Here is a 25,462-nt window from a genome sequence, read left to right on the forward strand (position 1 = left end):
CACCTCGTCACTATTACGTACAAATTATACCACGTTATACTGCCCGTTAGAGTTATATGAATCATATTCCTAATTGGAGTCACGGATACTGTCATAAGCGTAATTACTCTAAAGCTTTCTTACCTCTAATAAATCACGATTATATAAAGGAAAATGAGAGTTAGCGTATATCTAAACTATCCATGACAACTGAAAAGGAGATTGAAATTGAATAACTTTTTGAATGAGGTACTAAAGGAATTAACAAAGGCTGGAACGCAAGATTATGAAGGCTATTGGACATATGATCATAGTAAGGAAAAACTGGGGTAAACCATTTAAATCAAGGGAAGAGGCTATTGCTGCAGGGCAAGAAGATTTTCCTTGAGGCTTTGGTCAAGTCCCGCTTTAATACTTTTATCCATTTTAATGACTATACGCTTGAAGAGCTTCTTCAAATTTTCCAATATACATGTGAAAAGAATGATTATATTGCTGAAAAACAAGTCCTCGAAAAGGTGAAAGAAGTCTTATCGAGTCAATTAAAAGAAAAAGATGAACAGTTCGCAAATGGGCGTTACGTTCGGAATCTTTTTATGACATTACATTAAACCAATCAAAAAGAATATTACAAAAAAGCGTAGAACAAATTACGAAGGAAACATTGATGTTAATTACAGAATGTACATTTGAATGCTACAATTTCGAATTAAATATTTCAATTCCTTATAATTTATAGTGCATAAGAAGGTATGTCGATTAAACCTTGCAAGAGAAAAAGATTGCTAAAACTTTAGCTTCTAGAAATATAAAAAATGAAAAACACAAACGTTTTCACGAGCATTTGTGTTTTTTGTAACGTGTCCAAACTTACATTATGGAACTTCTTTGTGCTTATCGTTGTAAATGCATACATTTAATGCCAGCCATATACAATAATCGGGCGCAATTGTGAAACATAAAAAAAATGGGATGTTACATATTAGCCATGTATAATATGTAACATCCCTGATTTTTTACGATTTAGGCCTTGATAAAGTATGATAACCACGATTATCTAGGGCGCCCCATTAATAAAGTCTAAGCATTAGAAACAAATTTTGATAAAACTAGTACTCAAGGATTAAAACCGTTGAAATTAGGCTCCGCACTTTTGGTTGTATTAAAAGGACCTACACCACTATATACCCAAAGGAGCAACTATTCTCCAGACCCACCCTGGTGACCTGCATAGTTGCCCTCACCGGGATCAAGATCAATGACTATACGGTGCGGAACAGCCAATGCATATTGATGCTCGCAGCGCCAACGCATCTCCTCTGTAAAACCTATCGTTTCTCCATCTGTAATAATATCACCTTGATTAAATAAATAATAAGCAAAGTTAGTCAAGCAGCCTGCAACCTCATTGGTATCCATATCATAGAAGTGACATTGCACATCAGGAATGCCTAGTGCAGCAAGCCCAATGGAATCCATGAGACCTTCCTGGCGTTCACTGCCAGTACCCTCAACATTGTAGAACCGAATGTTCAATGCTCCATACAACATTTCGCCCTCATCAATAGCAGCCAAAAACACAGATGGCTCGACCAACTTATTGCTTTCTCTAAAATAAATCGCAGCGCAAGGGACTGTTTCCACGATTGCACGAAGAACATTCGTATGTAGCTCCAATCTTTTTTTTGGCTCCAGTCCAGATGCCATCATATCGACAAGTAACAACGCGTGACTACACTCTTGCAACGTTTGGCCTGCTTCATTCCAATGCCAACTTTGCTGCAAAGCGGCTTCGTAATCAGATATCGGACCTACATTCATGCCAGTAAGAGTTGTTTGTGCAGGCATTTCTCCTTCTGCATATTTCACCATATAATTCAAATGAAAGAAGTGAAGCATTTCGCCTTTCTCATGTTGCTCATAGGGCTCCCATACTGCCAGCGACCCACTCTTTTCATTTTGTGGTCGATCTGTTTTCCCCATGTATTGTTCTATCTTGCTGTAGAGTAGTTCGCGGTCCACAACTGGCTTTTCTTTAAACAGCAGTTCAATAGCATATACTCTAGCAAATCCGAAGTCTTTCTCTTGCTCTATGATTTCATTCATAAGGCACTCTCCTTCATTCTGTATTGATTTCTTAATCATATATTGATGTGTTCATCAACTTCATCAAGAATACACGAAAGATTACCAAGCGCCTATCATACTTTTTCCCTATCATTGCCAATTATGAGTTTAACATATGGTTTTGAAATAATTGGTATTATGCAATCGGGCGCGATTGTGGAAAACGCGTCACTGTAAGTAAAGCATTCTCAATTATCTAAAAAGATCATTAAACAAATGGTAGTATCCTTGAAAGAAAGTAATTGAAAAGAAGGGGATTGAAGCAATAAAAAATTGTTAGATATGAATGTTCGTAATTAATCCTTACAAAAGATAATTAACGAACCATTTTGCATTATATAATCCAAAACATTCGTATTAAGATGATAAAAATGCTATTCGTCCATCGGCTAAATACTTTATTGATTAAATAAAACACGAATATTATATATGAAGCTTCTTTCACAAGTGTTTGTACGATAAACATTATTTATTAGTCAAAGGACTGTAAAAACAACAATCAATGGGGAAAACCCCAAGTTATACAATGTTAACGCTACTTCTAAACGTTAATTTGTATTTAACTTGGGGTTTGTCCGTTTAAATGAATAACACGATTACAGAAAAAAGCACTTTAGAAGAAGCATATATGGAGCAAGAGCAATATAGTGTTTGGTCATTAAATTCGAAAAAAGTATATCAGAGAAAAATTAAAAAGATTTCTGAACATATGAAGAGCCTAGAATTAGAACCAACAAACGAGAATGTAACAAGTAAATACTGCAAAAAATGGCTAAAAGATAACTATGAAATCTATAAGCCAAGAACTAAATCAACAGAAAAGTACAATGACTTCTCTATATAGATACTTAAATAATGAGGGGGTAGTAAATAATAATCCATTTTTGAACGTAACCATTGAAAATTATTCAGGTGAAACGCATTTTTCTAAAGAATATTATGGAGCTGTATCAAGTATATAAAGCAGCACATGAATTACAAGCAGATGGAGTAAACATTCTCGCACCGATGCTGTTGGGTATTTATACTGGATTACGTAATACGAATTTAATCAAACTAAAGGTTAAATCGCTAAAAAGGGAAGATATAAAAAATAATCAGGAGGAAATAGAAACACCAATCATTAATTCAAAAAATAGAGAAGGATTACTTCCAATCCCACCAAAAGCAATGGCTGTACTTTGTGCATATGCTCAAGGAAAGCCACCAGACGATCCTTTGCTTTATGGTTTAAAAGGAAAGGCTTTTGCTAACAAACAGATGAATTACATTGTTAAAAAGGATGGATTATAGAAATGCCGGTCTCCAATGGAAGTGACATGAAAAAGAAAACTAAAACAGAAAAGTATTTTACCCCACACGGACTACGATATTCAATAAGCAGGCATATTCCATGATATGGGGGTCCAAGATAATTCTATTCGAATGCTGCTATTACATTCTAAAAAATCGTCTTTAGGTGCTTTAGATAGCTATTTCCTTAGGTCTTCTCGAGAATTAAAACAGCTACGTACTGCACAGATGTTATTGGAAACAGTTCTTAAAACCGCATTAGAAATGGAAGAGAAGTTTGGTGAACTATTGGATTTAGAAACGATCTATGAACAACTACCAGTAGCATTTGAAAATCTATTAAAAAATCCACACTATATTAATGAATTTAAAGATCAACTAATTCGTTTTACTTTTTTTAAAATGGAGCACGCAATGTTATCGAATACAAGTCCTTATTCAAATAATGCTACACTATTTTCTAATCCGTAAATAGAAGGTAAAAATGTAACATCACCGTTTCAGACAACTGATTGAAACCCTTATTCTTATCGTCAACAAGTCGGGTTTCAATCAGAAGGATTTTCAATGCCGTCAACAAATATGAATAATCCTTATCAACCGCAGTTAACAACTAATCATTATCATTCTATATCCAAATCATTTGAACGGTTACGATTTTTCTAATAAAAAATAACTACCCAATTACGGGTAGTTGCTTCCTCTTAAAGAATAAGAAATCGAAATATTAAAAAAGAATCAATTGCTTTCTTTTTCTGTTCAAATTCAACGTGTGTATAGACTTGAGTTGATGTCATACTTTCATGACCCAGTAGTTCTTGAAATGTTCGTAAATCAACGTTTTCTTTATTTTGCTGTAACATCAATGTTGCAAAAGTATGCCGTAAGTGATGTAGCGTGAAGCGGGTAGGTGGGAGGCCTGCTTTTTCAATACATTTTTAAAAATGACATGCAAACCCCGCGGATCTAATGCTTTACGATTTTTATTTAGGAAAACAGGTTCTGATGGATAAATTTGGTATATTCTTAAAGAAGCTTTATAGGATGCTAGAAGCGGCATTAAGTGGGGATGAAGGGGCAATATATGTTTTTTTTTCCTTTTCCATTCATTTACCAAATCAACTTGTTCCCATGTTAATGAAACAAGTTGTATAAAAAGAAAGAACCTTTGAAAAATTTTTTTGGATGATGATAATAAAGTCGTTTAAATCATAATTTAAAAAATAATAAAGTATTTAAAATTAAATTGTCGATTATGCTCTTCAACAAACGGGGAAGGAACTGTTGCGGAACTGAATCTGATGAACTTTGGGAGGTCTGAATTTGTCCATCGAGAAAATCCTATCGATTGTGGCCGTATTGTTCTTTTTGAGTTATTTCATTCTTTTTCTCATACTTCACTTTAAGAAAACAGGCTATCATCCTATTCGACATGCTGTAAGTGACTACGGTGTAGGTGCTACAAAAAATTTATTTTTAATTTACGCTTGGTTCAGCAATTTAGGGGCATTGTCACTTTCTATCGTGTTGTTGAATGTAAAAGATCGCTTCTCCATATCCGCGTCCATTCCGATTTTAATCATTCTAATGGTCATCTCCCGTATCCTCATGTTATTCTTTCCAACTGACCTAGAAGGAGAAAAACTTACGGTTCAAGGAAAACTCCATTACTTATTTGCTATTCTTGCGTTCGCTTTTTCCTATATGGTCATTGATCGTGGAGGAAGTCATTTAAAACTACTGGAAGGCTTTAAAAATCTAAATCAATTTTTTAACATCGTAACCATAGTTTCTTCTATCTCGCTTGGGGCTGTTATTGTAACTATGTTCAAGCCTTTGCGATTTATCTTTGGGATTTGTGAGCGAGTATTCCTGTTGTCAATAAACATTTGGTTTATTGTCGTAAGCATCTGGTTCGTTTACATTCTTTGATAAATGAATGTATTGGTAGGAGGTTTTTAACAATTAAACAAACACGCGTGATTGTTGCTTTTATTTAAAGTCAAATTATAAGCTGAAACTATTATAAATAGTGAGTTCTTATTTAATGTCACACATTATATGTATAAAAATTAAAAGGATAGAAAAGCTTAAACAAATTCGCTCTATCTATCCTCTTTTTACCAAAGATGCCCTTATTTACTACAACAATTAAATCAACTCCAATGTTGCATTAAGGAGCTTGTATCAATTATTAATTGTACATTAAAGCCTATTTCTTAAACTTCTAGGTAATAAAAGATATAGGTTGTTTTCTCAAAGAACGGGGTAGTTTAGTTGAAGAGTGGTGTTTTACATGTGTTCAACAATCGGGCCAGGTTTGTGGAATAAGCGTCTGATTCCTTCTTTAACTATAGAGTATTTCAGTTGAGGAAGCTAAAGTTGAATATGTATAAGAAAAATAGACTCGATTCCACTAAAATAGGAACTAAGCCTATATAACTCACTAGCACCTATTTGTTGCCACATACACTCCGCACATTGTGAAGAGGTTGCTTAATTGGAATTAAACTGAATAATTCGATATAAAATAGGGTCATTTTATCAATAACGATAATTTGATCTTTTTGATTTGACAACTTATTATTCATGAATGATTTTGTAGTCTCACTATACTATTGATGTTCAGATTTAGGAATAAAAATAAAAGCAATATCTCCTGTTGTCGCTAAACACACCGTCAGTTCTTTTCAAATTTAATATTAGTGTGTAAAGAATGGAAATCCATGATGGGGGAAATAATGTAGTTCTCTATTGCAAATAACAATTCAAAATAAAACAAAATCAATACGGAGGTAAAAAAATGAATGTCCTTGATTGTATCATTATAGGTGGAGGTCCTTCTGGGTTAAGTGCTAGCTTAACTTTAGGAAGGGCTAGGAGAAACATTGCATTATTTGACGATGGAATGAATAGGAATAGAGTGACACAAGCGTCACATGGATTTATTACTCGAGATGGGATAAAACCACAAGCGTTTAAAGAAATAGCGTTAAAAGAGTTGGAGAATTACCCGTCCGTATCATATTTTACTGCAACAGTTACTGAAATCATAAAGGATATAGGTAATGAGCGATTTACTGTCAAAACATCTACTAGTGAGGAATTTGTTTCAGAAAAAATAATACTCGCCACCGGTATTCAAGAAATATTTACTATAGCAAGTATAAGAAAGTTTTATGGGAAAAGTCTATTTAGTTGTCCATATTGTGACGGCTGGGAGCAAAAAGATAAGCCATTAGTGGTTATTGCAGAAAAAGAAGAGCATGTACTGCATTTGACTAAGTTAATTTATAATTGGTCGCAGGATTTGGTTGTCTTAACGAATGGAGTTCAATTATCTAAAGAAGGTAAAATAGAGTTACAAAAACACAATATCAAAGTTATATCGGAAAAGATAAAAGACTTAATAGGTAATGACGGTTACTTACAAAAAATAGAGTTTGAAACAGGAGCAACAATTATAAGATCGGGTGGATTTGTTGCCCCATCTTATTATCGCCCAAATCAGTTTGCTGAGAAGCTTGGCTGTGAAATTCATGAAAATGGAAAAGTTATAACAGATGGTGTTGGTAGAACAACCCAAAAAAACATATATATCGCAGGGGAAACAGAAAGATCTAAACCATCCTCTTTAATGATTTCAGCTGCTAAAGGTAATAAAGCTGCGGTTTCAGTAAATACTGATCTAACGATGGAACGCTTTTGATTACTTCATAACACCTTCTGCTTTAACTAAATAGGAGCTTTGCCAATATAATTAAACACATCAGCGCCAATGTGTTGCCACATATACTCCAAACATTGTTTTAGAGTTAGTATAAGAATTTACGAAGAACGGATTTTGATTTTAGAATTCGTTTTTTCTTGTTGTTTAAAAAGGATTAAAATATTTTTGTTGAAGTTATTGAACTAACGGCACAACTTAGTTTATAGACTTATTCAACAATCGGGCGCAATTATTGAATAAGCTCTTTATTCTACTTCAACGAACAGGGTGCTATAGTTCAATAAGAATGGGACTTGTGTTCAATGCAGGAAATCGACCGGATCTTACGATTAATTGCTAACTACGCTTTTCAATTGATTCAGCAGCAGAATGTGTGCATGCTTTAGCGACACTAATTGATCCAAATGTGCATAGTTGTGGCACAGTAAGAGCACATGGAGAAGAAATATTAGGCCAACCAGAAAAGGACTTCTATATAGTCGGAGCTAAAAGCTATGGACGTGCACCAACATTTATAACGGGTTATGAACAAGTGTTCAATAACAGCATATTTATCAGATGATGAAGAAGCTCCGAAACGTGTTGGAATTAGAGTTACCTGATCAACTGGGATAATGATTTTCGTAAAATGCTCAAAAGTTTTAACCATTACATTAGCTTTGGTACGCCATTACATCCCGCTGCACTTCAGGAGTCTATCACTTTAGCGAAAGAACTTCACAAAGGCGATGGAGATGAGGAACCTGCGAGACTATGCGAGTTGGCAGTGCAATGGGTACTTAGCAATCCGAATCCGATTATTCTAGAACAGCCCGAATATAAACGCTAACATATTTAACGAATCCAATAAGCATTTTTATGAACAATACTATCCTCTTTTCTAAGCACTTAACGGCTAAGAAAAGGGGATAGTATGCCGTAATTTGCTTTAGGGGGCCGAACAAATACGCAGGACTATGGATATTTGTGTTAAAGTTCGGGTTCTGCGCATAGGTTATTTGAGTTATGAGACAATTGGTTTTTTAGGAAATTAGATAGATTAATGATTCAAAACTTCAGGAACTAGAGGAGTTGATGATGCTTTCGAATCTCATACAGTGGTTATTCAATACTCATTTTTATAATTATCTGCCATATTTAAATCTCTATATGAAACTTAAAAAATTTGTTCTGCTACCAATTCTGAAAGAGTTTTAATTCCATAGTCAATTTCATTTAAGGATGCATAAGAATAAGAAATTCTTAAATATTGATCAGAGTGAAACTCATACAAATCTCCAGGGTGAACAAGTATTTTCCGACTTAAGGCTTTAGTAAAAAGCTGGTACATGGATATACCTTCATTTAACTTAAGCCAGATGAAATATCCGCCCCTAGGGATATTCCATGTACCGATGCCGGTAAAATATTTCTTTAATGCTTCAAGAGCAACATCTCTTCGGATCTTAACATTTTTCCTCATTATATCGTTATGCTGATAATAAAGACCACTAGAGAATAGTTCTGTGGTTACATTCTGGGAGAGTGAGCTCGTTCCATAATCAGTTTGCATTTTTATATCTGCCAATCTTTCAATGACTTTTTCTGATCCAACAATCCATCCAATCCTGAGACCAGGACTTAAATTTTTCGATATTCCACCAATATATAATACAAGTCCATTGTTATCAAATGCCTTTATTGGCTGTGGAGGTTGTTCATCAAACCAAAGCTCCCTATATACATCATCCTCGATAATAGGCAAACGTTCCCTATCACACGCATCAACAAGCGTTTTTCTTCTTTCAAGTGACATGACACTCCCGGTAGGATTTTGAAAAGTAGGTATTGTAAAAAGCATTGCTCCTTTTCTCCGCCTATGTCGATCAACCAATTCATTTATTTCTATACCTTCTTCATCCAGCTTAATTCCCGAAAGCTGCATTCCGAACGATTGAAAGGTTCTAAGAGAGTATAGGTAGGATGGCTTTTCAACATATACTACTGAGTTCGTGTGCAAAAGGCCAAGGGAAATAAGCTGCAGTGCCTGCAAAACACCAGAGGTAATCAAAACTGAGGATGGATCAGCTTCTATTCCTATTGTTTTAAGGTATGTGCATACCTCTCTTCTTAGATGGATATTTCCTTTTGGTTCTTCATAACCCAGCGATGCCATAGACTTAGACAGTTTTTTTAGTACGCCCTGAATCATTTTGTTAGGTATTAATTCAGGGGAAGGTTCGCAGGACCCCATTCTGATGATATCAGGTTGGAATTCAGCCTGATTGATCTGCTGCATTATATTTTGATTTGTTTGATGTAATCCCGAAGATATATAGGGAAGCCAATTATGTGAATGATTAATGGACAATGTCCATGTATTGTTTATTACTTTTGTACCTCCACCAGCATTACCGCTAATAAGGCCTTCAGCTGCCAGCTCTTCAAGGGCAGATACTATGGTACTTCTGTTTACACAGAAAATTTCAGAAAGTGTCCGCTGACTTGGCAATTTGAAACCAACTGGCCATTCTCCAGTTGCTATTTTATCTTTTATGAAGTTAACAATCTGTATATTCAATCGAATAGGACTATTTCTATCAGGTCTCCAGTTGATATCCAACATAAAATTCCTCCAAAATCATAGTATTTTTACTCTATCATTTGGTTGGTTAAATAACAACCAAGAATGGTTGGATACTTTTTGTTGTTGTTCAAATACAATTACATTAACAGATATTAAAAAGGAGAATGATAACTATGGTACCAATAAGAATTCTAAGTGATAATGATGTTAAGAACATTCTAGATATCAAGAATACAGTAGCATGTGTAGAAAAAGCCTATGCGCTTAAAGCCAACAATCAGGTGAGACTATTCTCCATGGTATCTGAGGTGATTTTTGAGGGTAGGGCAGAAATGGATATTAAATCAGGGATGCTTAATGAAGAAGATGTGTTTGGATTAAAACTCGTTTCATGGTTTGGTGAAAATAAAAATCAAGGGCTTCCAGCTATAACTGGGCTGACTATGTTATTTGATTTGAAGAATGGGTTTCCTAAGGCAATGATCAACGCAAGTTATTTGACAGGAATGCGTACTGGAGCAGCAGGTTCAATAGGCGTGAAACACCTGTCAAAACAAGATTCAAAAACACTAATGATTGTAGGTACAGGAGTTCAGGCGATTTTTCAAATAGCAGCCACTCTATCTCAAGTTCAGACAATCAACAAGGTATATATATATGACCCCGTAAAATATGAAAATGCATCAAAATTCCAGTATTCAATAAAGACGGAACTAGATAAAATCATAAATGATATCAACGATACTTATAATAAGAGCTGGAAACAAAGAATTGAGTCAGTTCAGTTTGTAGCTGTAGAAAATCCAGTGAAAGCTTTGGAAGAAACCGATGCAGTAATTACGATAACGCCTTCGCGAAAACCACTGATTTTTAAGGAGTGGATTAAGCCAGGCATACATTTCAGCTGTGTGGGGGCAGACATGACTGGAAAACAGGAAATAGATGAAAAGATCTTTGAGGTAGCTTCTGTATATGTAGATGATATTACACAAGCATCGACAGTCGGAGAAACACAAAGTGCTATAAGGGCTGGTATATTAGGCAAAAACAATTTGACTGAAATCGGACAATTCATACTTGGAAATGCGAAAGGACGTACAAGTGATGAAGAAACTACGATTTTTGATAGTACTGGCATAGCATTGCAGGATCTTGCAGTTGCAAACTATATTGTATCAAAAGCAGAAGAAATGAATGTTGGGACAATCGTGCAAATATAAAATCGATATACAATTTGGAGGGATCATATTATGAAGTTAAAAGTTTATACATTAAATTCATTTGCAAAATCCATTGAGGGAGGGAACCCTGCCGGAGTGGTACTTAGCGCTGATTATTTATCAGATGAGGACATGAAAAAAATAGCAGGTATCATCGGTTTTAGTGAGACTGCTTTTGTCATGAAGTCAGACCTTGCTGACTTCAAGGTTAGATTCTTTACACCTAATGAAGAGGTTGATCTTTGTGGCCATGCAACGATAGCAGCGTTCTATACACTTTCAAGCCAAGGATATATTAAACCAGGAAAATATTCTCAAGAAACAAAGGCTGGAATTTTAAATGTAGAAGTAATGGAAGACCTATCAATTATGATGGATCAAAATGCTCCAAGCTATTATGAAATAATAGACAAGAAGGAAATTGCAGATTCCTTAAATATTACTATAGATGAAATGTTGGGGGATCTACCAGTGCAAATTGTATCTACTGGCCTTAGGGATATACTTGTACCGATTAGAAACTTAGATATATTAAATTCTATAAAGCCAGATTTTGAAAAAGTAACAAATATCAGCAGTAAATATAATACCATTGGTTATCATATTTTTACCCTTGAATCACTAAAGGGTTCAAATGCTCACTGTAGAAATTTGGCACCTTTATATGGAATTCCAGAAGAATCTGCAACTGGTACATCCAATGGTGCCCTTTCATGTTATCTATATAAATATGGTAAAATCAAACCTGAACATGTTATTAATATATCTGTTGAGCAAGGTTACTCTATGAAAAAACCTTCAGAAATAGTTATAGCGTTAACCACTCAAGGGAAAGAAATTATTGAGGTAAAGGTGGGCGGAAAAGCATTGAATTTGTCTGAAACAGAGGTTGAAATATAATTGTAGAATATAAATTTCTAATAAATTGAAATAATAAGATAGCCGGATTAGGTGTTATGTTACATCTATTATGGCTGTTTTTTATCCTTGGTAATATATTGGCTATTATTATAGCCAATGTTCTTAGTTGCATTATTTATTTTCTTTGTATTTAGGTCTCCGAATATAAATCTATGGATTCCAATTTTCTTATATGTTTTAATAGACATTGGGTTTATTGTGTCGTTAATTTTAGGGGTCAGGTCTAAAAATATAACTGTAAAGGTGTTCAGTATTCTTTCAAACATTACATTTATGATACCGTTATCAATATTTATATTTCTGTTACTGTTGGCAAATGGAATTTTTGGACCATAGAGAATCAAAATCAAGGAAACTCGTTAGGGCTTCCTTAATTTATTATTCGATTATCAACATAATAATTTAACAGAGCCAAAATAAAAAATAATTACTTATTGTTGTTCATTTGGATTTACAACGTTAAGAGCAAAAAGTCCCAAAATCTCGCTTTGGGAATGTTAAACTTTAATTACACGAGGGGGCGAAAAAATGGATTATACTAAAATCTATAATGAGGAACTGATTGCCTTAGTAAAAGAGAAAATAAAGTCAGTCGGTGAAATTAAAGCGGTGAAGTTTTTGAGAGAGCAAACAGGTATGTCCTTAATACAGGCAAAAAAATTTGTAGATTTTTGTAAAGAATAGACATAAAAATTAGAGTCAATAAATTAACCTGTGTTTTATTGCAACAATATTTATAAAGCATACAAAATAAATATAATAAACGTTCCCAAATAAAAGTTTGGAAAGAAACCGAAATCCAAGAAATGCTGTAAAACCAACATTTCTTGGATTTTCCTTTGAATATTGTCTATGCAGCTTTTTATGCAAATATAGAAACATGTCTACTATAGTGCTTTTCAAAATTATTCAGAGTGTGTTAGCTGAATGAAAATCAGTAAATTTGACGCTTTAAACCTGCATTATTTAATCGTTCCTATACTTCAATTACAGGGGCTTTAGTTGAAAACGATCTTGAACAATCGGGCGCTTTTTGTAATGAGGAAAGCATCTTTCTTCATGAAAAGGGCCATATTGTTTAATTGTTAAACCGAATTCTATATATGGTAAAATTATGTTATAGAGAAGGGGTTGCATGAATTTTTCTGGAGATACGGTAGATATGGTTGGATTGTTGTTTCCATTAATACCTATATTGTTAGTAGCGTTACTATTAAGATGGGTTCAGATCATTTGAGTAAATATTAAAATCCAAATTGATCAAAACAAAGAAATCATCTCTTTACTCAAAAAATAGTAGAGAAAAGATAAGAGGAGATAAAAAGCAATGATTGAACAATGTATATGTGATGAAACATATGATTTAAGAGTAGAAGCAGATATCGGAGCTGATGCTATATGGTGTAATAAATGCCTCAGTAACTTTGAAATATCATATGTTCCAATTTCCATCGAACTACAATCGGAATTAACAAAATGGATATTAAAATATGGTGAGTGGATTGATTGGGCTAATGATGGAATAGTTCCTAATGGGATTGAACTTGAAGAAATACATAATCAACAAGGATTAAAGCTAACGGAAAAAGTAAGGAAGGAACTTGAAGGGAAATACAAAGTTTCATTTTCCCCTTCTACATTTGCGAAAAGGCATGCAAACAAAAAGAAGTAAACTGGTATATAAGACATGAATAAAAAAATAGACCAGGCTCAAAATTATTGAGTACCTGGTTTATTTTGTTAAAAAATATCTATGCTGTCGGGTCCTTTTACAACAAGAAAAGACCTGAAGTTCTTATCCCAAAAGACCTGAAGTTCTTGTAAATGTACAACAGATATTATGGGGAATTGACGTATCCAAGCCCTCCTCCACGCCAAATAATTTTAGTTTACATAATATAAATACCTTGGTCACAACTTTCTAATTATCGTTATCGTTCAAAAGGGGATTATTCGTTTAAATAATGCTAATTATCGTTTAATGCAGATTTGTCCAATATTTATGAAAATTATTCATAAGTGTGAACAAACTAAGCTGGTTGATACCTTATCTTAACAAAGGATAAAGACTTTTTTATGCGCTGGGAAAGTAATCGAGATGGGCAACGGTACGCGTTACTGAATCTCGATACGTCTCATAGCGCTATTATTATTTTGAAAATTAGTAAATTACATCAGTTGAAGCATTAAGAAAAGATAAAGAGCACCATTTACCAGATGCTTTTTAAACGGATTCATTGGAGTACTGTTATTCAACTAACGGCAGTTTAGTTGAATAGTGTTATCTAACAAATGTTCAACAATCGGGCCATATTATTGAATAAAATTCTTTAATGAAAGGTTCCCAAAACGACGCTTTGGAAAGGTTTGTGCTTTGTCTAATAAACTAATTTGATAAAATAGATAAATAACACACTTATAGAGGTGAAAATATGGATGATATTTTAAAACAACTAGCTGAAATTAAAACCGAATTAAGAAAGCCATTTCCTACTAGTGATATTAATAAAATATGTGAAGATTTTCGATCAGAATTTTTGAAATTATCCGATGAGGATGAGGTGGATTTCTATGAAGATTTTCGTTATTACTGTGTGAACATATCTGGAACGCTAAGTTATGTTTTAGAAGATATGACAAATCAAATTCCACAAGGACAAATTGACATGCTTTATAAGTCTTTTTTTGAATACTATAATCAATATGAATTTCTTGAAGACCGGATTGCAAACTATAATCATTTCTTTCAGGAATATAAAATCTTTGAACAAGCAAGAAAATTATTATTACAGCTGTTGTCAAATAACCATTATCCATTAAAACGACAGAGTCTTTACACAAAAATAAATCTGACTTTTGAGAAATGAACTTGAAATTTATACAACAAAATTCAATAAAATGAGTTGCATAGACAGCCCTTTTTTCTTTATTGAACTAAACCAGCTAATAGAAGGTTAATCGTTATTCAATTAAAGGGCGCGATTATGGAACAAAGAAAAGCGTCTTTTTTACGAAAAAAAAGATTGAGTCGAACGTCTTCTTTTGAAATAATTGGTACTAATAAATATGTTAATTAATGGAATAAGATTCGTTAGAAAAAGAATTTTTAAAATATAGGAGGGTAGCCCATGGATAAAAATGAATTAATCTCACTATTCCACAAAGAACTTCGACAAGAGGCTCAAGTAAAAGGTTACATAAGAGAGGAAACAGAACATGTCGTGCGTCACATTTCACAGTTTGGTGAAAAAGGGTTCATTGTCTCATCTAATGTAAACGAAGGCGATGTAAGAGAAATTATTAAGAACGAGTTAAACTATTTTAGTAACCTTGAGCAGGATTTTGAGTGGAAGGTGTATAACTACGACAAGCCTGCTAGTTTGAAAGATATTCTTGAACAAGAAGGATTCACAATAGATGACCCTGAAGCACTAATGGTCATGAAGTTAGATGAACAGCACCCCTTACTTAATAATGACCGACACTTCAATTTAAAGGAAATAACAGATGAACAAGGCATTCAAGACATTATTGTTCTAGAAGATGCCATCTGGAATGTACCGCATGCTGAGCTGGGAGAAAGACTTTGGAGAGATAAACAGAATAATCCTGAATCCCTATACCTTTATGGAATTTATGAAGATGGTCAGCTTGTAAGTGCAGCTTGGATGTATTTGGAAGAAAAATCCTCCTTCGCCAGCTTATGGGGAGGTTCAACACTACCGTTGTTCCGAGGAAAAGGTTATTATACAGCACTTTTAGCTACTCGTGCAAAAAAGGCATATGAAAATGGGCATCCTTTCCTTACTGTTGACGCCAGTTCAATGAGTAGGCCTATCCTAGAAAAGAGTGGTTTTCTATGTCTTGCATACTCTTATGGCTGCCAGTCACCTTCTACCAAGTAGTAGAGCCTCTTATTAAAAAACTAGCTAATAGAAGCTCATGTGTTATTCCGTTAAAGGGTGCGATTGTGGCATAAGCGTTTCTTTTCTTATTCAACTCCCATGAAAGAACTTAATCATCTTTCATTTTCTGTGGTGTAGCGCTGGTTTTTGCGCTACATGGATGGCTAACGGGGTGCGTTAGTTGAAGATTCGCTTTCCGAAATAATCAATCTTTTTTACAAAATAATATTCAAATGTACTAAAAAAGCTCTCATTTTGATCAATGTTTTTTCAAAATGATGGTTTTTCTTCTGTCATTAAGTCAATGTTTGTAGCACCTTCTTAATCAATATTTTTTACAAAGCAACAACAAAAGAGTTCGAACATATTTGATATATATAATATGTTTGAACTCTTTATTTACATATGTTTGAATGTCGTTATCCTAAGATAAACAAATAATAAAGTTTTATAAAAATCATCTCTTCAGTTATCCTTTGAGATGGTTTTTTTATTGGACATTTATGTTAAAACTGATGTTTATCTTGTGAAGATTTTCTTCCAATCCTTCCACCTTATGGTCCACTTTATCAAACAAACTTAACAATTGACCAAATGATTGCTATTCAACGCTATCATAAAATTGGCGTCAAGAATTTAAATAAATGGAGATTACCGGTGAAGGGAGAATAATTGGGGATTTGTGGTATTATATAGTGAGCGAAGAAACAGAATAAAATTTTCCAACGAGCTTCGCAAACAATTGAAATTACCAATAGGGGGTCCTGCCGACAAAATTTAGAAGGATAAATCAGTTCCTACTTTTATAGAATAGGCTGAAATGGTATTTACTTAGATTATAGTAACAGCTAGGTTTTAATAGCTGAGAATTAAAAGGAGAGATTTCATTATTTATGTTTAAAAATTTTTTTGGAAAGTGCTTAGTAACTTTTTTTGTTTTACTTTTACTTATTCCTGTTTTTACAAATCAAAAGGCTACAGCTAATTCACTACCTCAAAATGAAATGCGTGCAGCCTGGATTGCAACAGTATCTAATATTGATATGAAGGCAGGTATGAGTAAAACCCAATATACTCAATGGGTTCAAAGTACCTTAGACAAATTAAAAGCTGATAACTTTAATACAGTTATTTTTCAAGTTAAGCCATTAAATGATGCACTGTACCCGTCTAAGCTTGCTCCATGGTCATCGTTTATAACAGGGAATACACAAGGGACCAATCCAGGTTTTGATCCATTGCAAATAATGCTGGACGAAGCACATAAGCGTGGATTAGAACTTCACGCTTGGGTAAACCCATATAGGGTCACTATGCCTTCGCAATCTTTGTCTAATCTTGCTGCCGACAATGTAGCCCGTAAGAATTCTAATTGGGTAGTGAAATACGGTAAACAATACTATTTAGACCCTGGTTTGCCGGAAGTTCAAAATTACTTATTATCAACCATAGAAGAATTAGTAAGCAACTATGATATCGATGCTGTACATATGGATGATTACTTCTATCCTTATAAAATAAAAGGAGAGACTTTTCAAGATCAACAAACTTTTAAAAAGTATGGTGGCTCTTTCAATAATATTGAAGACTGGCGCAGAAATAATGTTAATCAATTAGTGAAAAAGGTTTATGCAAGCATTAAGGCAATTAAACCTCATGTTCAATATGGAATATCTCCGTTTGGAATTTGGCGAAACAAAGGGCAAGATTCTACTGGTAGTAACACGAATGGAATGAGTAACTACGATGATATCTACGCTGATACAAGACAGTGGATTAAAGATGGAAGTATCGATTATATTGCTCCTCAAATCTATTGGTCCAGAAATCTTAAAGCAGCAAATTACTCTGTTTTATTAGATTGGTGGGGAAGAGAAGTTCAAACGTACGCAAAAGCCCATCCTGTTAATTTATATATTGGCATGGCCGATTATAAAGTTGGAAATGATTCTGATACTGCATGGAATAATAAGACGGAACTTATCAGCCAAGTAATCGCCAACAGAGCAAATAAAAATGCTCAAGGGCAAATGCATTTTTCTCTAAGAAGTATTAACAATAACGCTCTTGGATATGCTTCTTATCTAAATCAGCAACTATACAATTATAAAGCTTTAACACCTACAATTTATTGGAAAGGCTCTGCAATACCTTTAAGTCCAACTGATGTTAAATTGAGTAAAGAGTCTTTCGGCATGAAGCTTACAATTACAGATAAAAATAGTACTCAACCGAGGAAATATGTAATATACCGATTTGATGGTACAAAAGAAGGATCATATGAAGACGTTAAAAATATAGTAGACGTGGTTTATAACACACAAGGTAATACTGTTTATGTAGATACTATTGCAAATAATAGTAAAGTATACACATATGGTATAAAGTCTATATCTGCTACAGGTGTGGAAAGTAAAACTGCTTTTGTTCTAAAAGACGGAAATCCTTACCAGTAGCAATAGAGCCAACACCTGAAGGGCCAGAGCAACCAGAAAAACCTATAGATTCAAAGCCTGTTGGTAGAAAATAATCGATCTTTTTTATAAAAACCAATCTTAAATTTGAGGGATAAGAATCCATTTTGATCAATCTTTTGACAAAATGGATTCTTTTTATTTATCGTAAAATGCTGGCTTGTGAAGAATTTTTGAACAAACTTTATTTTAAAGCAACATTTTAATGAATTTTTATTAAAAGACTACACTTAATTTTATATGAGTGTCTGCAAGTTCTTGTCCGAATTGAAAATAAATTAAGATACTATGTCAGTGGGTGTCCGGAAGTTCTTGTCCAAAGTGTCTGCAAGTTCTTGTACATATACAGATGTCCATGTACAGTAGTAGACGAATCCAGTCCCTCCTCCACGCAAAATAATTTTAGTTTACATAATATAAATTATAGGAAGTTATGTATCAGTGAAAAGTATACTAATAATAGTGAGACGAAACGGATATAAATGGACGTAAATAACTAAATATTATTTCAATGACAAAATATTTTAGACTTCGATGATTTCTTGAATAAAAATTGTTAATCTTATCACCCATATAGTTGAATAAAAAAGAATCCATTTTACACGTTAGATTAAAACGGATTCTTTTTAATTAAATTTGGATTTAAATTGTTAAACATCCAATATCAATTACTTAATTTCAACGTGTACATCTTTTATTTATCTGACTTGGCCATGATCATCCAAATATTTGTTATAATCCTTATTTATAAGTTTAAATTGACATGTTTTTTAGAAAAAATCGTTATTTTCATGACATTTCACTTGAATCTGTTGTGATTCTAAAATAGCCACAATATTCTTCATAACAATTGGTCAGAATAATAATTTCGTTCACAACGACTTCATTTGATGACGAATTAACAGGAATTTGACTAGAAAAATTAGTAAATCTCCTACTAAATTTTGAATCAATTGATATTTGCGTTTTTCATAAAGTCTGAATATCGCGAAAATATAAATGATATTATGGAGTGTTTTCTACTGTTTTCTCATTTGTAATTCCATCATTTTTAACAGTTACTTTCCTTGTAAACGCACTAACAATTAAACTTACTAAAATATTAACAGTCAATGCAAGGAAACCAATGTTGATATCTTGTATGTAAGATGGCCAGCTTGGGAACAGCTTACTTAGATGAGCTCCTGTAGCTGCTTGCCAACCTACAATTGAAACTCCGACAATAATCCCAACAGACACACCTTGTACAGTTAATGGATTTTTCTTCATAAAGTTACTTACAACTGCTGGTACGAATTGAGTAACTAGACCATATCCCATTAAAAATAATAACGTAATTGCTCCACCACCGCTAAAAGTAAAGTACAGTGCAATTAGTGCGATCACTGGAACTGAATAACGAGCAATGATAGCAATTTGTTGATCGCTAATTTGAGGACGAATTGGTTTTACAACATTTTTTGCAAATAACGTAGCTGCAGACATTAAAATCATTGAACCTGGAACAATTGCAGTTAATAACCCTGCAGCTCCAATAAAGCCTACAATGACTGGATTAAATGTTTGTGTGGAGATTTTAAATAATGCTAAATCTACAGCGCCTCCTTCTAACTCTGGAATTTGTAAAATTGCAGCTGCTCCAGTAAATAGAATAAATAATAAAAATAACGCATAGATAGGAAGCATAATCGCATTTTTTCTTAAGGCATTACCACTTTTCGCTGAAAAAGTAGCGATAAATGTATGTGGCCACATATAAAACCCTAATGATGTTAACATGATTGTTGAAATATACCATGAGGCACTAAAACCTGAGTCTGGAAGCGTTAAAAAACCTGGTTTAACAGCTTCAATTGCCTCCCACATTGGTTGAATCCCGCCATAATAATGTATAGGTAAGTAGATACCAAGGAATAACACAACACCCAGAATAAGAATATCTTTAATAACAGCTGTCCAAGCCGAGCCATGAATTCCTGAAACCATGACATATGCAATCATAGCAATTGTGCCAATCCAAATTGTTAATTTCGGATCAATCGCTCCATACGAAGCTTCAGAAACGATAATGCCAAGACCTTTTAATTGAATGACTAAATAAGGAATTAAAGCTGCTAACCCTACAATAGCTACAAGTGTGCCGAGAATTTTACTATTATATGCCTTTTCAAAAAAATCAGATTGTGATAGTAGACTATGTTTCTTTCCATAAGCCCATATTTTAGGTGTCAACCAGTAAGCAATTACATAGTTCAACATCGCGATATTAAAAAATGCTGCGGCGCCCTTCCCGTACATCCAACCACTTACCCCTAAAAATGCATTAGTTGTATAAATTTCACCAGCCATTAATAAGAAGATGAAGATAGAACCAAATCCACGGCCTCCAACACTCCATTGTTCAAGGCTCATATCTTTACCTCTACTAGCCATAATGCCCAAAAATAAAGCAATACCTAAGAATATTGCAATGATTCCAACTGAAATTATCATATTATTCCGTCTCCTCTTTTGCATTAGGATTTATACGATGAACGATAATCATTAACCCTGTTCCTAAAAAGATCCATAAAACCATCCAAAATAATAAAAATGGAAGACCTAGGACATATAGTTCGACATTTTTGATAAAAGGAACTCCTAATGGCATTCCGAAATATGCAATGAACGAGAGTAAATAGCAGAGCCTTTTTTTTGTCATTTTTCTATCTCCTTTTTATTTATTAATTAATCGCTGAAACCCGTTATCAATAAATAGACTATTTATATCTCTTTTATCAGGAGTAAAATGAACTTGTTTTTCACTGTCTAGAAAATCAATTGTGTATTGTACAGTAGCCGCCACTCCTATTTTTAAAGCATCTTCATCTAAGTCAAAGTAAACATTATGGTGTTCGGCCCCAATCCCTTCTTCGAGGTTTTGTATTCCTACGAATGCAAACACACCTGGGAAGTATTTTTCATAAAACGCAAATGATTCTGATGCCATCCAAGCAGGGATTGACTGTAATGCATCTGTACCAATTGCATTTTTCACCGCATTGATCGCAATTTGAGCACAATCTTTTTGATTGTAGACAATTAAATCCGATTCTTTAGGCTCAATAATAAATTCATAGGTGCAATTATGGAGGTCACAGACTTTTTCTAGGATTCTCTTAAATTCTTTTGCTGCATGAGTACCTTGGCTATATTCTAAATACCTGGCTGTTCCTGAGAACTGTAAGCTTTCTGGAATTATATTTGCTGCGGAACCTGAATTAATCGTTCCAATTGAATAGGTAATTGTTTTAAAAGGGTCTAAAGTATTTAACCTCATTGCTCTTAAATTGTTATAAAAATCGGTAAAACAGTCTAATGGAGCAACTGACAAATCTGGTCTTGAACCATGTCCACTTTTTCCTTTTATTAAGACATCAAAAACAAAAGAAGCAGCCATTCTTGGACCTGGATCAACACATATTTTCCCAGTCGGAAGATCATTTTTTAAATGGATACCCCAAATTCCATCTCCTCCGATTTCGTGTAATCGTTTACAGAGATTATAAATCCCACCACCCATTTCTTCGCCTTGTTCAAAAGCTAATAACACTCTTCCTTTAATTTTGTCTTGGTGTTGAGCCAAGATTTTCGCGACACCCAAAAGCATCGCTGTATGTCCATCATGCCCACAAGTATGAGCAGCTTGATCATACGCTGAAAATACTACTTTTTTCTTTTTTAAATTATTTTCCTCTTCCTTCATCGGCAGTGCATCTAAATCTGCCCTAAGAATTAAAGTTTTTCCCGGTTGTTTCCCTTGAATATAACCAATAATTCCACCATCTTGGACAATTTCGTAATGAATGCCCCATTTAGTTAACTCATCTGTAACTATTCTCATTGCCCGTACTTCCTGTAATCCAATCTCAGGGTGTCTATGAAGATCTCTTCTTATCTCAATTACATAGTCTTCTATTTCTTTTGCAGCTTTTAACGCATTAAGCTTAAATTCGATCGTTTTCATTTTATATACTCCCTTTCTGATTGATTATTGGATTCGATATCTTGGAATTCTAAAGCGATTCTTTCAAGTGCTTCTTTTATAAGTGGTCTTGGTGAAGGGATACAAATTCTTTGAAAGTCTTTACCTTCATTTCCAAACAAGTGACCATCTTCAAGTATGACATTGGCTTTGTTATAGATACGATCATGAATCTCTTGAGCTGAAAGGCCATATCCACTAAAGTCCATCCATAGCACATATGTTCCTTCAGGGATCCTAACTTTGACTGTAGGCATTTTTTTACCTATGAAATTTTTCACATACTCGATTGTGTCGTCAATATATTCTGTTATTTGCGCTAACCATTCTTCTCCTTCGTTATAGACAGCTATAAGAGCTGCAATTGTAAACGGTGATGGTAACTGCATTCCCATTGTGTCGCTAAAGATTTTCCTAATCTCAGTGTTTGAAATAATAACATTTGTACAGTGCAGACCCGCAACATTAAAGGTTTTATTAATGGCTGTACATGTGATGATATGATCCGAGCTGTTTGCAACTTTTGCGATGGGTATAAATTTTTGTTTTTTTCTAATGAGATCCCCATGAATTTCATCAGCTACAATAATTACATTATTCTTCGCACAGATATCAGAAAGCGTTTTTAATTCCTCATATGTTAAAACTCTACCAGTCGGATTATGTGGACTGCAGAGAATGAACAGTGTAGTATTCTCTTCTTTTGCTTTTGCTTCAAAATCCTCAAAATCAATTGTGTAATACCCTTCAGCATCACATTTCAATGCATTATTTCGAACAACTCTTCCATTTCCTTCTATCGCAGCTGTGAACGGCGGATAAACAGGACGTTGAATAATGATACCTTCACCATGTTTAGTTAATGCTTTTATAGCTATATTCAAGGCGTGTACAGTTCCAGGGCTATATACAATCTCTTCTCTTTTGATGGTCCAGTCATGTCTCTTTTTAAACCAATGCTGAATTGATTCAAAGTACTCATCTGGAAAAACAGAATATCCAAAAATACGATGATCAACTGTTTTATGTAGTGCATCTATCAATGGTTGGGGTACGGGTAAATCCATATCTGCTGTAAATAGCGGAATGGTCTCATAGTCATACCTTTCTGTATAACCAATTGTTTTAATTACATCTTCACCATCCCACTTTAAGGAATAAGTATTTCTGCGATTAACTACTTCATCAAAATTATATTTCAATGTTTCTCCCCACCTCTTGTCGTATTCAACTTTCTACTTTATCGCAATTTTCGACACGTTTAGATTAAATTTTTCTCAGTTTAACACCTTAACTGTAAAATCGTCAATATAAATTTCAGAATATTATAAAAATTAATTAGATTCAAAACGAAAGTAAAATATAGATTTTCAATATGTTAAAATTAAATTAAATTGGCTACCAATTATGGGGAGGAGATGCATTGTGGATAAAGAGAAGATTTTTTATGAGCTAATGGAAACGATTTACGAGACATCTAGACTGATTAGTTCATACGAAAATGTTCCAAGAAAATATGGGACAGAAGATGAATTGTATATGATAGAAGTTCATACACTCAACTTAATTGGAGATCAAATAAAAACTACTACTTCTGAAATTGCAGAAATTAAAAATTGCACAAAAAGTGCTGTTTCTCAAATGGTTGATAAACTAATTAAAAAGGGTTTAGTAATTAAATATAGAAATCTGGACAATTATCGAGAATTCCATATTGAATTAACACCAAAAGGCAAAATAGTTTATGAATATCATAAAAATCTAGATTTAGAGGAATATCGGAGTCATTTGAAGAACCTCGAGCAATTTACAGCTGAAGATTTTCAAAAGTATATTACAGTCCTAAACTTAATCAATCACAGGACTCAAAGCGTGCTTAATGACAAAAAATCAAAGGCGTATTAATTATCTTTACTACCCTACACTATTGGATAATATGGAAAAAAGGCGTGTCACGAACTTTGTGACACGCCTTTATGGTCATAGCAATTTTTTAGAATCTCTTCCTCCTGGTGGCCGCTTCATGTACAGTTAACTCTCCATTTCCTTCAACGAACAAATTATTTCAATAATTTTCTGTTGAGCATCTAGAGCTTCAGGGATTGGCATAACAACAAACACATGATTCATTTTAGGATAAACAAAGGTATTGATTTCAATTTCTTGTCCTGTTAGTTTTTCATCCAGTCTTATTGCATCTGGATATAAACATTCGTGTGTTCCAATAAAATGAGTAATCTTCCCAAGTCCTTTAAAATCACCGTAAATTGGACTAATCAATGCGTCTTTTAAATCTTTATCAGCTGCCCAAATCTTTGTAATGACTTCCATTCCTTCACTAGCTAACATCGGGTCCTTTTCTTCATATTCAGGTATATGAGGATTTTCAAAACTCATATCAACACATGCAGACAATAAAATAATATCTTTCGGTTGAGGTAAATGGTTCATTTTTAAAAGATGAGCCAGACCAAGTGATATATTTCCGCCCGCAGAATCTCCCATAATGGTCAATTGATCGTATCTTTCAACAGTTTCAAGAACTTCTTTATAAAGGTTTAGGATTTTTGGATAGGTATCTTTATAGTTAAAATGAGGTACTTTAGGATAAATGGGAACAATTATTTTCGCATTCAAAGATTGTGCCATTTTATCTAAAAACCACCAGTGAAAATTTAAAGGTTGATTCGTCCAAGCACCACCATGTATATATAAAATAACTTTTTACTTTAGGGAGTCTTGGTCATTTAGTGTGTATACCTGCATTTCCTCGAATGCCCGCTCCTTAACATCACTTAAAAATTGAACATCATCCCCAATAACATAAGGTTTTCTATTTTCAGTTCCCATTTGCTTAACAAACTGTTTGGTGTTTTCAATACTAGAAAAACTATTTTTATTACTTTCGGAAGTTAACAATTTTTCAAATTGAACACTTTCTTCAGAACGTTCTCCGTTATAAATTTCTACACTCATTTTTTATTTTCTCTCCTTTAAACATTTTTATTGTTCATCTTGTTGTTTCATAACACGGTATGATTCGAAATAGCCATGTATCTCTTTATCAATAGTCTTTAACAAGTTGGATAGAATGTCTTAATTGAGAGGCGTTTAATATCTATACTATATCGGTTACAGTAAAACGGTTGAACTATGCTTCGAGTTCAAAATAAATTATTTTTTATCTTAATGCCCCCCTGATAGTTCCAAAAGACCTTGAGAT

The 25,462-nt window shown here is 33.8% G+C and carries 21 protein-coding genes and 2 pseudogenes; 15 read left to right on the plus strand and 8 right to left on the minus strand.

Annotated elements, in window-relative coordinates; genetic code table 11:
* Positions 1-338: 338 nt before the first annotated feature.
* Complete coding sequence (locus ACMZ42_RS03560; protein WP_415730598.1) at positions 339-590, plus strand: hypothetical protein; 252 nt, start codon at positions 339-341, stop codon at positions 588-590.
* 589 nt (positions 591-1,179) lie between these two features.
* Here ACMZ42_RS03560 and ACMZ42_RS03565 read toward each other — a convergent pair.
* Positions 1,180-2,085 (minus strand): DUF4261 domain-containing protein, encoded by a 906-nt coding sequence (locus tag ACMZ42_RS03565; RefSeq protein ID WP_415730599.1) that lies wholly within the window; start codon positions 2,083-2,085, stop codon positions 1,180-1,182.
* A gap of 604 nt (positions 2,086-2,689) precedes the next feature.
* Between ACMZ42_RS03565 and ACMZ42_RS03570 the strand changes: the two genes are divergently transcribed.
* From ACMZ42_RS03570 to ACMZ42_RS03580, 3 genes are all read left to right on the plus strand, one after another.
* Entirely contained in the window at positions 2,690-2,950 is a 261-nt protein-coding gene (locus tag ACMZ42_RS03570; RefSeq protein WP_402872865.1) for a hypothetical protein, read from the plus strand.
* Positions 2,951-3,003: 53 nt separating this feature from the next.
* Positions 3,004-3,399 (plus strand): hypothetical protein, encoded by a 396-nt coding sequence (locus ACMZ42_RS03575; protein WP_415730600.1) that lies wholly within the window; start codon positions 3,004-3,006, stop codon positions 3,397-3,399.
* Between the two features lie 105 nt (positions 3,400-3,504).
* A complete protein-coding gene (locus ACMZ42_RS03580) occupies positions 3,505-3,870 on the plus strand; it encodes a hypothetical protein (RefSeq protein ID WP_415730601.1) in 366 nt (121 codons plus the stop codon).
* A 233-nt stretch (positions 3,871-4,103) separates the two neighbouring features.
* Here the strand turns inward: ACMZ42_RS03580 and ACMZ42_RS03585 are convergent, their stop codons facing one another.
* A complete protein-coding gene (locus ACMZ42_RS03585) occupies positions 4,104-4,331 on the minus strand; it encodes a tyrosine-type recombinase/integrase (RefSeq protein WP_415730667.1) in 228 nt (75 codons plus the stop codon).
* Positions 4,332-4,722: 391 nt separating this feature from the next.
* Here ACMZ42_RS03585 and ACMZ42_RS03590 point away from each other — a divergent pair, with 391 nt between their 5' ends.
* From ACMZ42_RS03590 to ACMZ42_RS03600, 3 genes and pseudogenes are all read left to right on the plus strand, one after another.
* Positions 4,723-5,331, plus strand: a complete 609-nt coding sequence (locus ACMZ42_RS03590) for a DUF998 domain-containing protein (RefSeq protein ID WP_415730603.1) — start codon at positions 4,723-4,725, stop codon at positions 5,329-5,331.
* An 871-nt stretch (positions 5,332-6,202) separates the two neighbouring features.
* The gene (locus ACMZ42_RS03595) at positions 6,203-7,108 is read left to right on the plus strand and encodes an NAD(P)/FAD-dependent oxidoreductase (RefSeq protein ID WP_386842868.1); all 906 of its coding nucleotides are present in this window, start codon (positions 6,203-6,205) and stop codon (positions 7,106-7,108) included.
* A gap of 313 nt (positions 7,109-7,421) precedes the next feature.
* Positions 7,422-7,744 (plus strand): annotated as a pseudogene (locus tag ACMZ42_RS03600) (flavoprotein); the annotation flags it as partial.
* Between the two features lie 541 nt (positions 7,745-8,285).
* Here the strand turns inward: ACMZ42_RS03600 and ACMZ42_RS03605 are convergent.
* Positions 8,286-9,734, minus strand: coding sequence for a PLP-dependent aminotransferase family protein (locus ACMZ42_RS03605; protein ID WP_415730604.1), 1,449 nt, complete (start codon positions 9,732-9,734; stop codon positions 8,286-8,288).
* A gap of 134 nt (positions 9,735-9,868) precedes the next feature.
* Between ACMZ42_RS03605 and ACMZ42_RS03610 the strand changes: the two genes are divergently transcribed.
* From ACMZ42_RS03610 to ACMZ42_RS03640, 7 genes are all read left to right on the plus strand, one after another.
* Positions 9,869-10,915, plus strand: coding sequence for an ornithine cyclodeaminase family protein (locus ACMZ42_RS03610; RefSeq protein ID WP_415730605.1), 1,047 nt, complete (start codon positions 9,869-9,871; stop codon positions 10,913-10,915).
* Between the two features lie 30 nt (positions 10,916-10,945).
* The gene (locus tag ACMZ42_RS03615) at positions 10,946-11,815 is read left to right on the plus strand and encodes a PhzF family phenazine biosynthesis protein (RefSeq protein WP_415730606.1); all 870 of its coding nucleotides are present in this window, start codon (positions 10,946-10,948) and stop codon (positions 11,813-11,815) included.
* A 549-nt stretch (positions 11,816-12,364) separates the two neighbouring features.
* Positions 12,365-12,520, plus strand: coding sequence for a hypothetical protein (locus ACMZ42_RS03620; protein WP_169786300.1), 156 nt, complete (start codon positions 12,365-12,367; stop codon positions 12,518-12,520).
* Positions 12,521-13,163: 643 nt separating this feature from the next.
* Positions 13,164-13,508 carry a hypothetical protein gene (locus ACMZ42_RS03625; protein ID WP_415730607.1) on the plus strand — a complete coding sequence of 115 codons (345 nt, stop codon included), beginning with the start codon at positions 13,164-13,166 and terminating at the stop codon, positions 13,506-13,508.
* A 760-nt stretch (positions 13,509-14,268) separates the two neighbouring features.
* Complete coding sequence (locus tag ACMZ42_RS03630) at positions 14,269-14,703, plus strand: YxiJ family protein (RefSeq protein WP_415730608.1); 435 nt, start codon at positions 14,269-14,271, stop codon at positions 14,701-14,703.
* Positions 14,704-14,964: 261 nt separating this feature from the next.
* Positions 14,965-15,741: a GNAT family N-acetyltransferase gene (locus tag ACMZ42_RS03635; RefSeq protein ID WP_370076449.1), complete on the plus strand. Its 777-nt coding sequence runs from the start codon at positions 14,965-14,967 to the stop codon at positions 15,739-15,741.
* Between the two features lie 893 nt (positions 15,742-16,634).
* Complete coding sequence (locus ACMZ42_RS03640; protein ID WP_415730609.1) at positions 16,635-18,197, plus strand: glycoside hydrolase family 10 protein; 1,563 nt, start codon at positions 16,635-16,637, stop codon at positions 18,195-18,197.
* Positions 18,198-19,220: 1,023 nt separating this feature from the next.
* Here ACMZ42_RS03640 and ACMZ42_RS03645 read toward each other — a convergent pair.
* Genes ACMZ42_RS03645 through ACMZ42_RS03660 form a run of 4 tightly spaced genes read right to left on the minus strand, consistent with a single transcriptional unit; the run spans position 19,221 to position 23,441 of the window.
* Positions 19,221-20,702, minus strand: a complete 1,482-nt coding sequence (locus tag ACMZ42_RS03645; RefSeq protein ID WP_415730668.1) for a sodium:solute symporter family protein — start codon at positions 20,700-20,702, stop codon at positions 19,221-19,223.
* 7 nt (positions 20,703-20,709) lie between these two features.
* Entirely contained in the window at positions 20,710-20,916 is a 207-nt protein-coding gene (locus tag ACMZ42_RS03650; RefSeq protein WP_415730610.1) for a DUF3311 domain-containing protein, read from the minus strand.
* Positions 20,917-20,931: 15 nt separating this feature from the next.
* Positions 20,932-22,221 (minus strand): M20 metallopeptidase family protein, encoded by a 1,290-nt coding sequence (locus ACMZ42_RS03655; protein WP_415730611.1) that lies wholly within the window; start codon positions 22,219-22,221, stop codon positions 20,932-20,934.
* Positions 22,218-23,441 carry a MalY/PatB family protein gene (locus tag ACMZ42_RS03660; protein ID WP_415730612.1) on the minus strand — a complete coding sequence of 408 codons (1,224 nt, stop codon included), beginning with the start codon at positions 23,439-23,441 and terminating at the stop codon, positions 22,218-22,220. Before ACMZ42_RS03660 ends, ACMZ42_RS03655 begins: the two co-directional genes overlap by 4 nt.
* Before the next feature lie 223 nt (positions 23,442-23,664).
* On the opposite strand from ACMZ42_RS03660, the gene ACMZ42_RS03665 reads away from it, so the two are divergent.
* Positions 23,665-24,144, plus strand: a complete 480-nt coding sequence (locus ACMZ42_RS03665; protein WP_415730613.1) for a MarR family winged helix-turn-helix transcriptional regulator — start codon at positions 23,665-23,667, stop codon at positions 24,142-24,144.
* 126 nt (positions 24,145-24,270) lie between these two features.
* On the opposite strand, the pseudogene ACMZ42_RS03670 reads toward ACMZ42_RS03665, so the two are convergent.
* Positions 24,271-25,215: pseudogene (locus ACMZ42_RS03670) on the minus strand (alpha/beta hydrolase fold domain-containing protein).
* Between the last annotated feature and the right edge of the window lie 247 nt (positions 25,216-25,462).

Source organism: Lysinibacillus sp. NPDC056185, from assembly GCF_047737915.1.
Lineage (GTDB): Bacteria > Bacillota > Bacilli > Bacillales_A > Planococcaceae > Lysinibacillus.

Coding starts and splice junctions, on each gene's coding strand:
- ACMZ42_RS03640 (WP_415730609.1), top strand. CDS start 16,635: ATGTTTAAAAATTTTTTTGGAAAGTGCTTAGTAACTTTTTTTGTTTTA.
- ACMZ42_RS03570 (WP_402872865.1), top strand. CDS start 2,690: ATGAATAACACGATTACAGAAAAAAGCACTTTAGAAGAAGCATATATG.
- ACMZ42_RS03625 (WP_415730607.1), top strand. CDS start 13,164: ATGATTGAACAATGTATATGTGATGAAACATATGATTTAAGAGTAGAA.
- ACMZ42_RS03580 (WP_415730601.1), top strand. CDS start 3,505: ATGGGGGTCCAAGATAATTCTATTCGAATGCTGCTATTACATTCTAAA.
- ACMZ42_RS03620 (WP_169786300.1), top strand. CDS start 12,365: ATGGATTATACTAAAATCTATAATGAGGAACTGATTGCCTTAGTAAAA.
- ACMZ42_RS03565 (WP_415730599.1), bottom strand. CDS start 2,085: ATGAATGAAATCATAGAGCAAGAGAAAGACTTCGGATTTGCTAGAGTA.
- ACMZ42_RS03605 (WP_415730604.1), bottom strand. CDS start 9,734: ATGTTGGATATCAACTGGAGACCTGATAGAAATAGTCCTATTCGATTG.
- ACMZ42_RS03650 (WP_415730610.1), bottom strand. CDS start 20,916: ATGACAAAAAAAAGGCTCTGCTATTTACTCTCGTTCATTGCATATTTC.
- ACMZ42_RS03615 (WP_415730606.1), top strand. CDS start 10,946: ATGAAGTTAAAAGTTTATACATTAAATTCATTTGCAAAATCCATTGAG.
- ACMZ42_RS03595 (WP_386842868.1), top strand. CDS start 6,203: ATGAATGTCCTTGATTGTATCATTATAGGTGGAGGTCCTTCTGGGTTA.
- ACMZ42_RS03655 (WP_415730611.1), bottom strand. CDS start 22,221: ATGAAAACGATCGAATTTAAGCTTAATGCGTTAAAAGCTGCAAAAGAA.
- ACMZ42_RS03630 (WP_415730608.1), top strand. CDS start 14,269: ATGGATGATATTTTAAAACAACTAGCTGAAATTAAAACCGAATTAAGA.
- ACMZ42_RS03635 (WP_370076449.1), top strand. CDS start 14,965: ATGGATAAAAATGAATTAATCTCACTATTCCACAAAGAACTTCGACAA.
- ACMZ42_RS03610 (WP_415730605.1), top strand. CDS start 9,869: ATGGTACCAATAAGAATTCTAAGTGATAATGATGTTAAGAACATTCTA.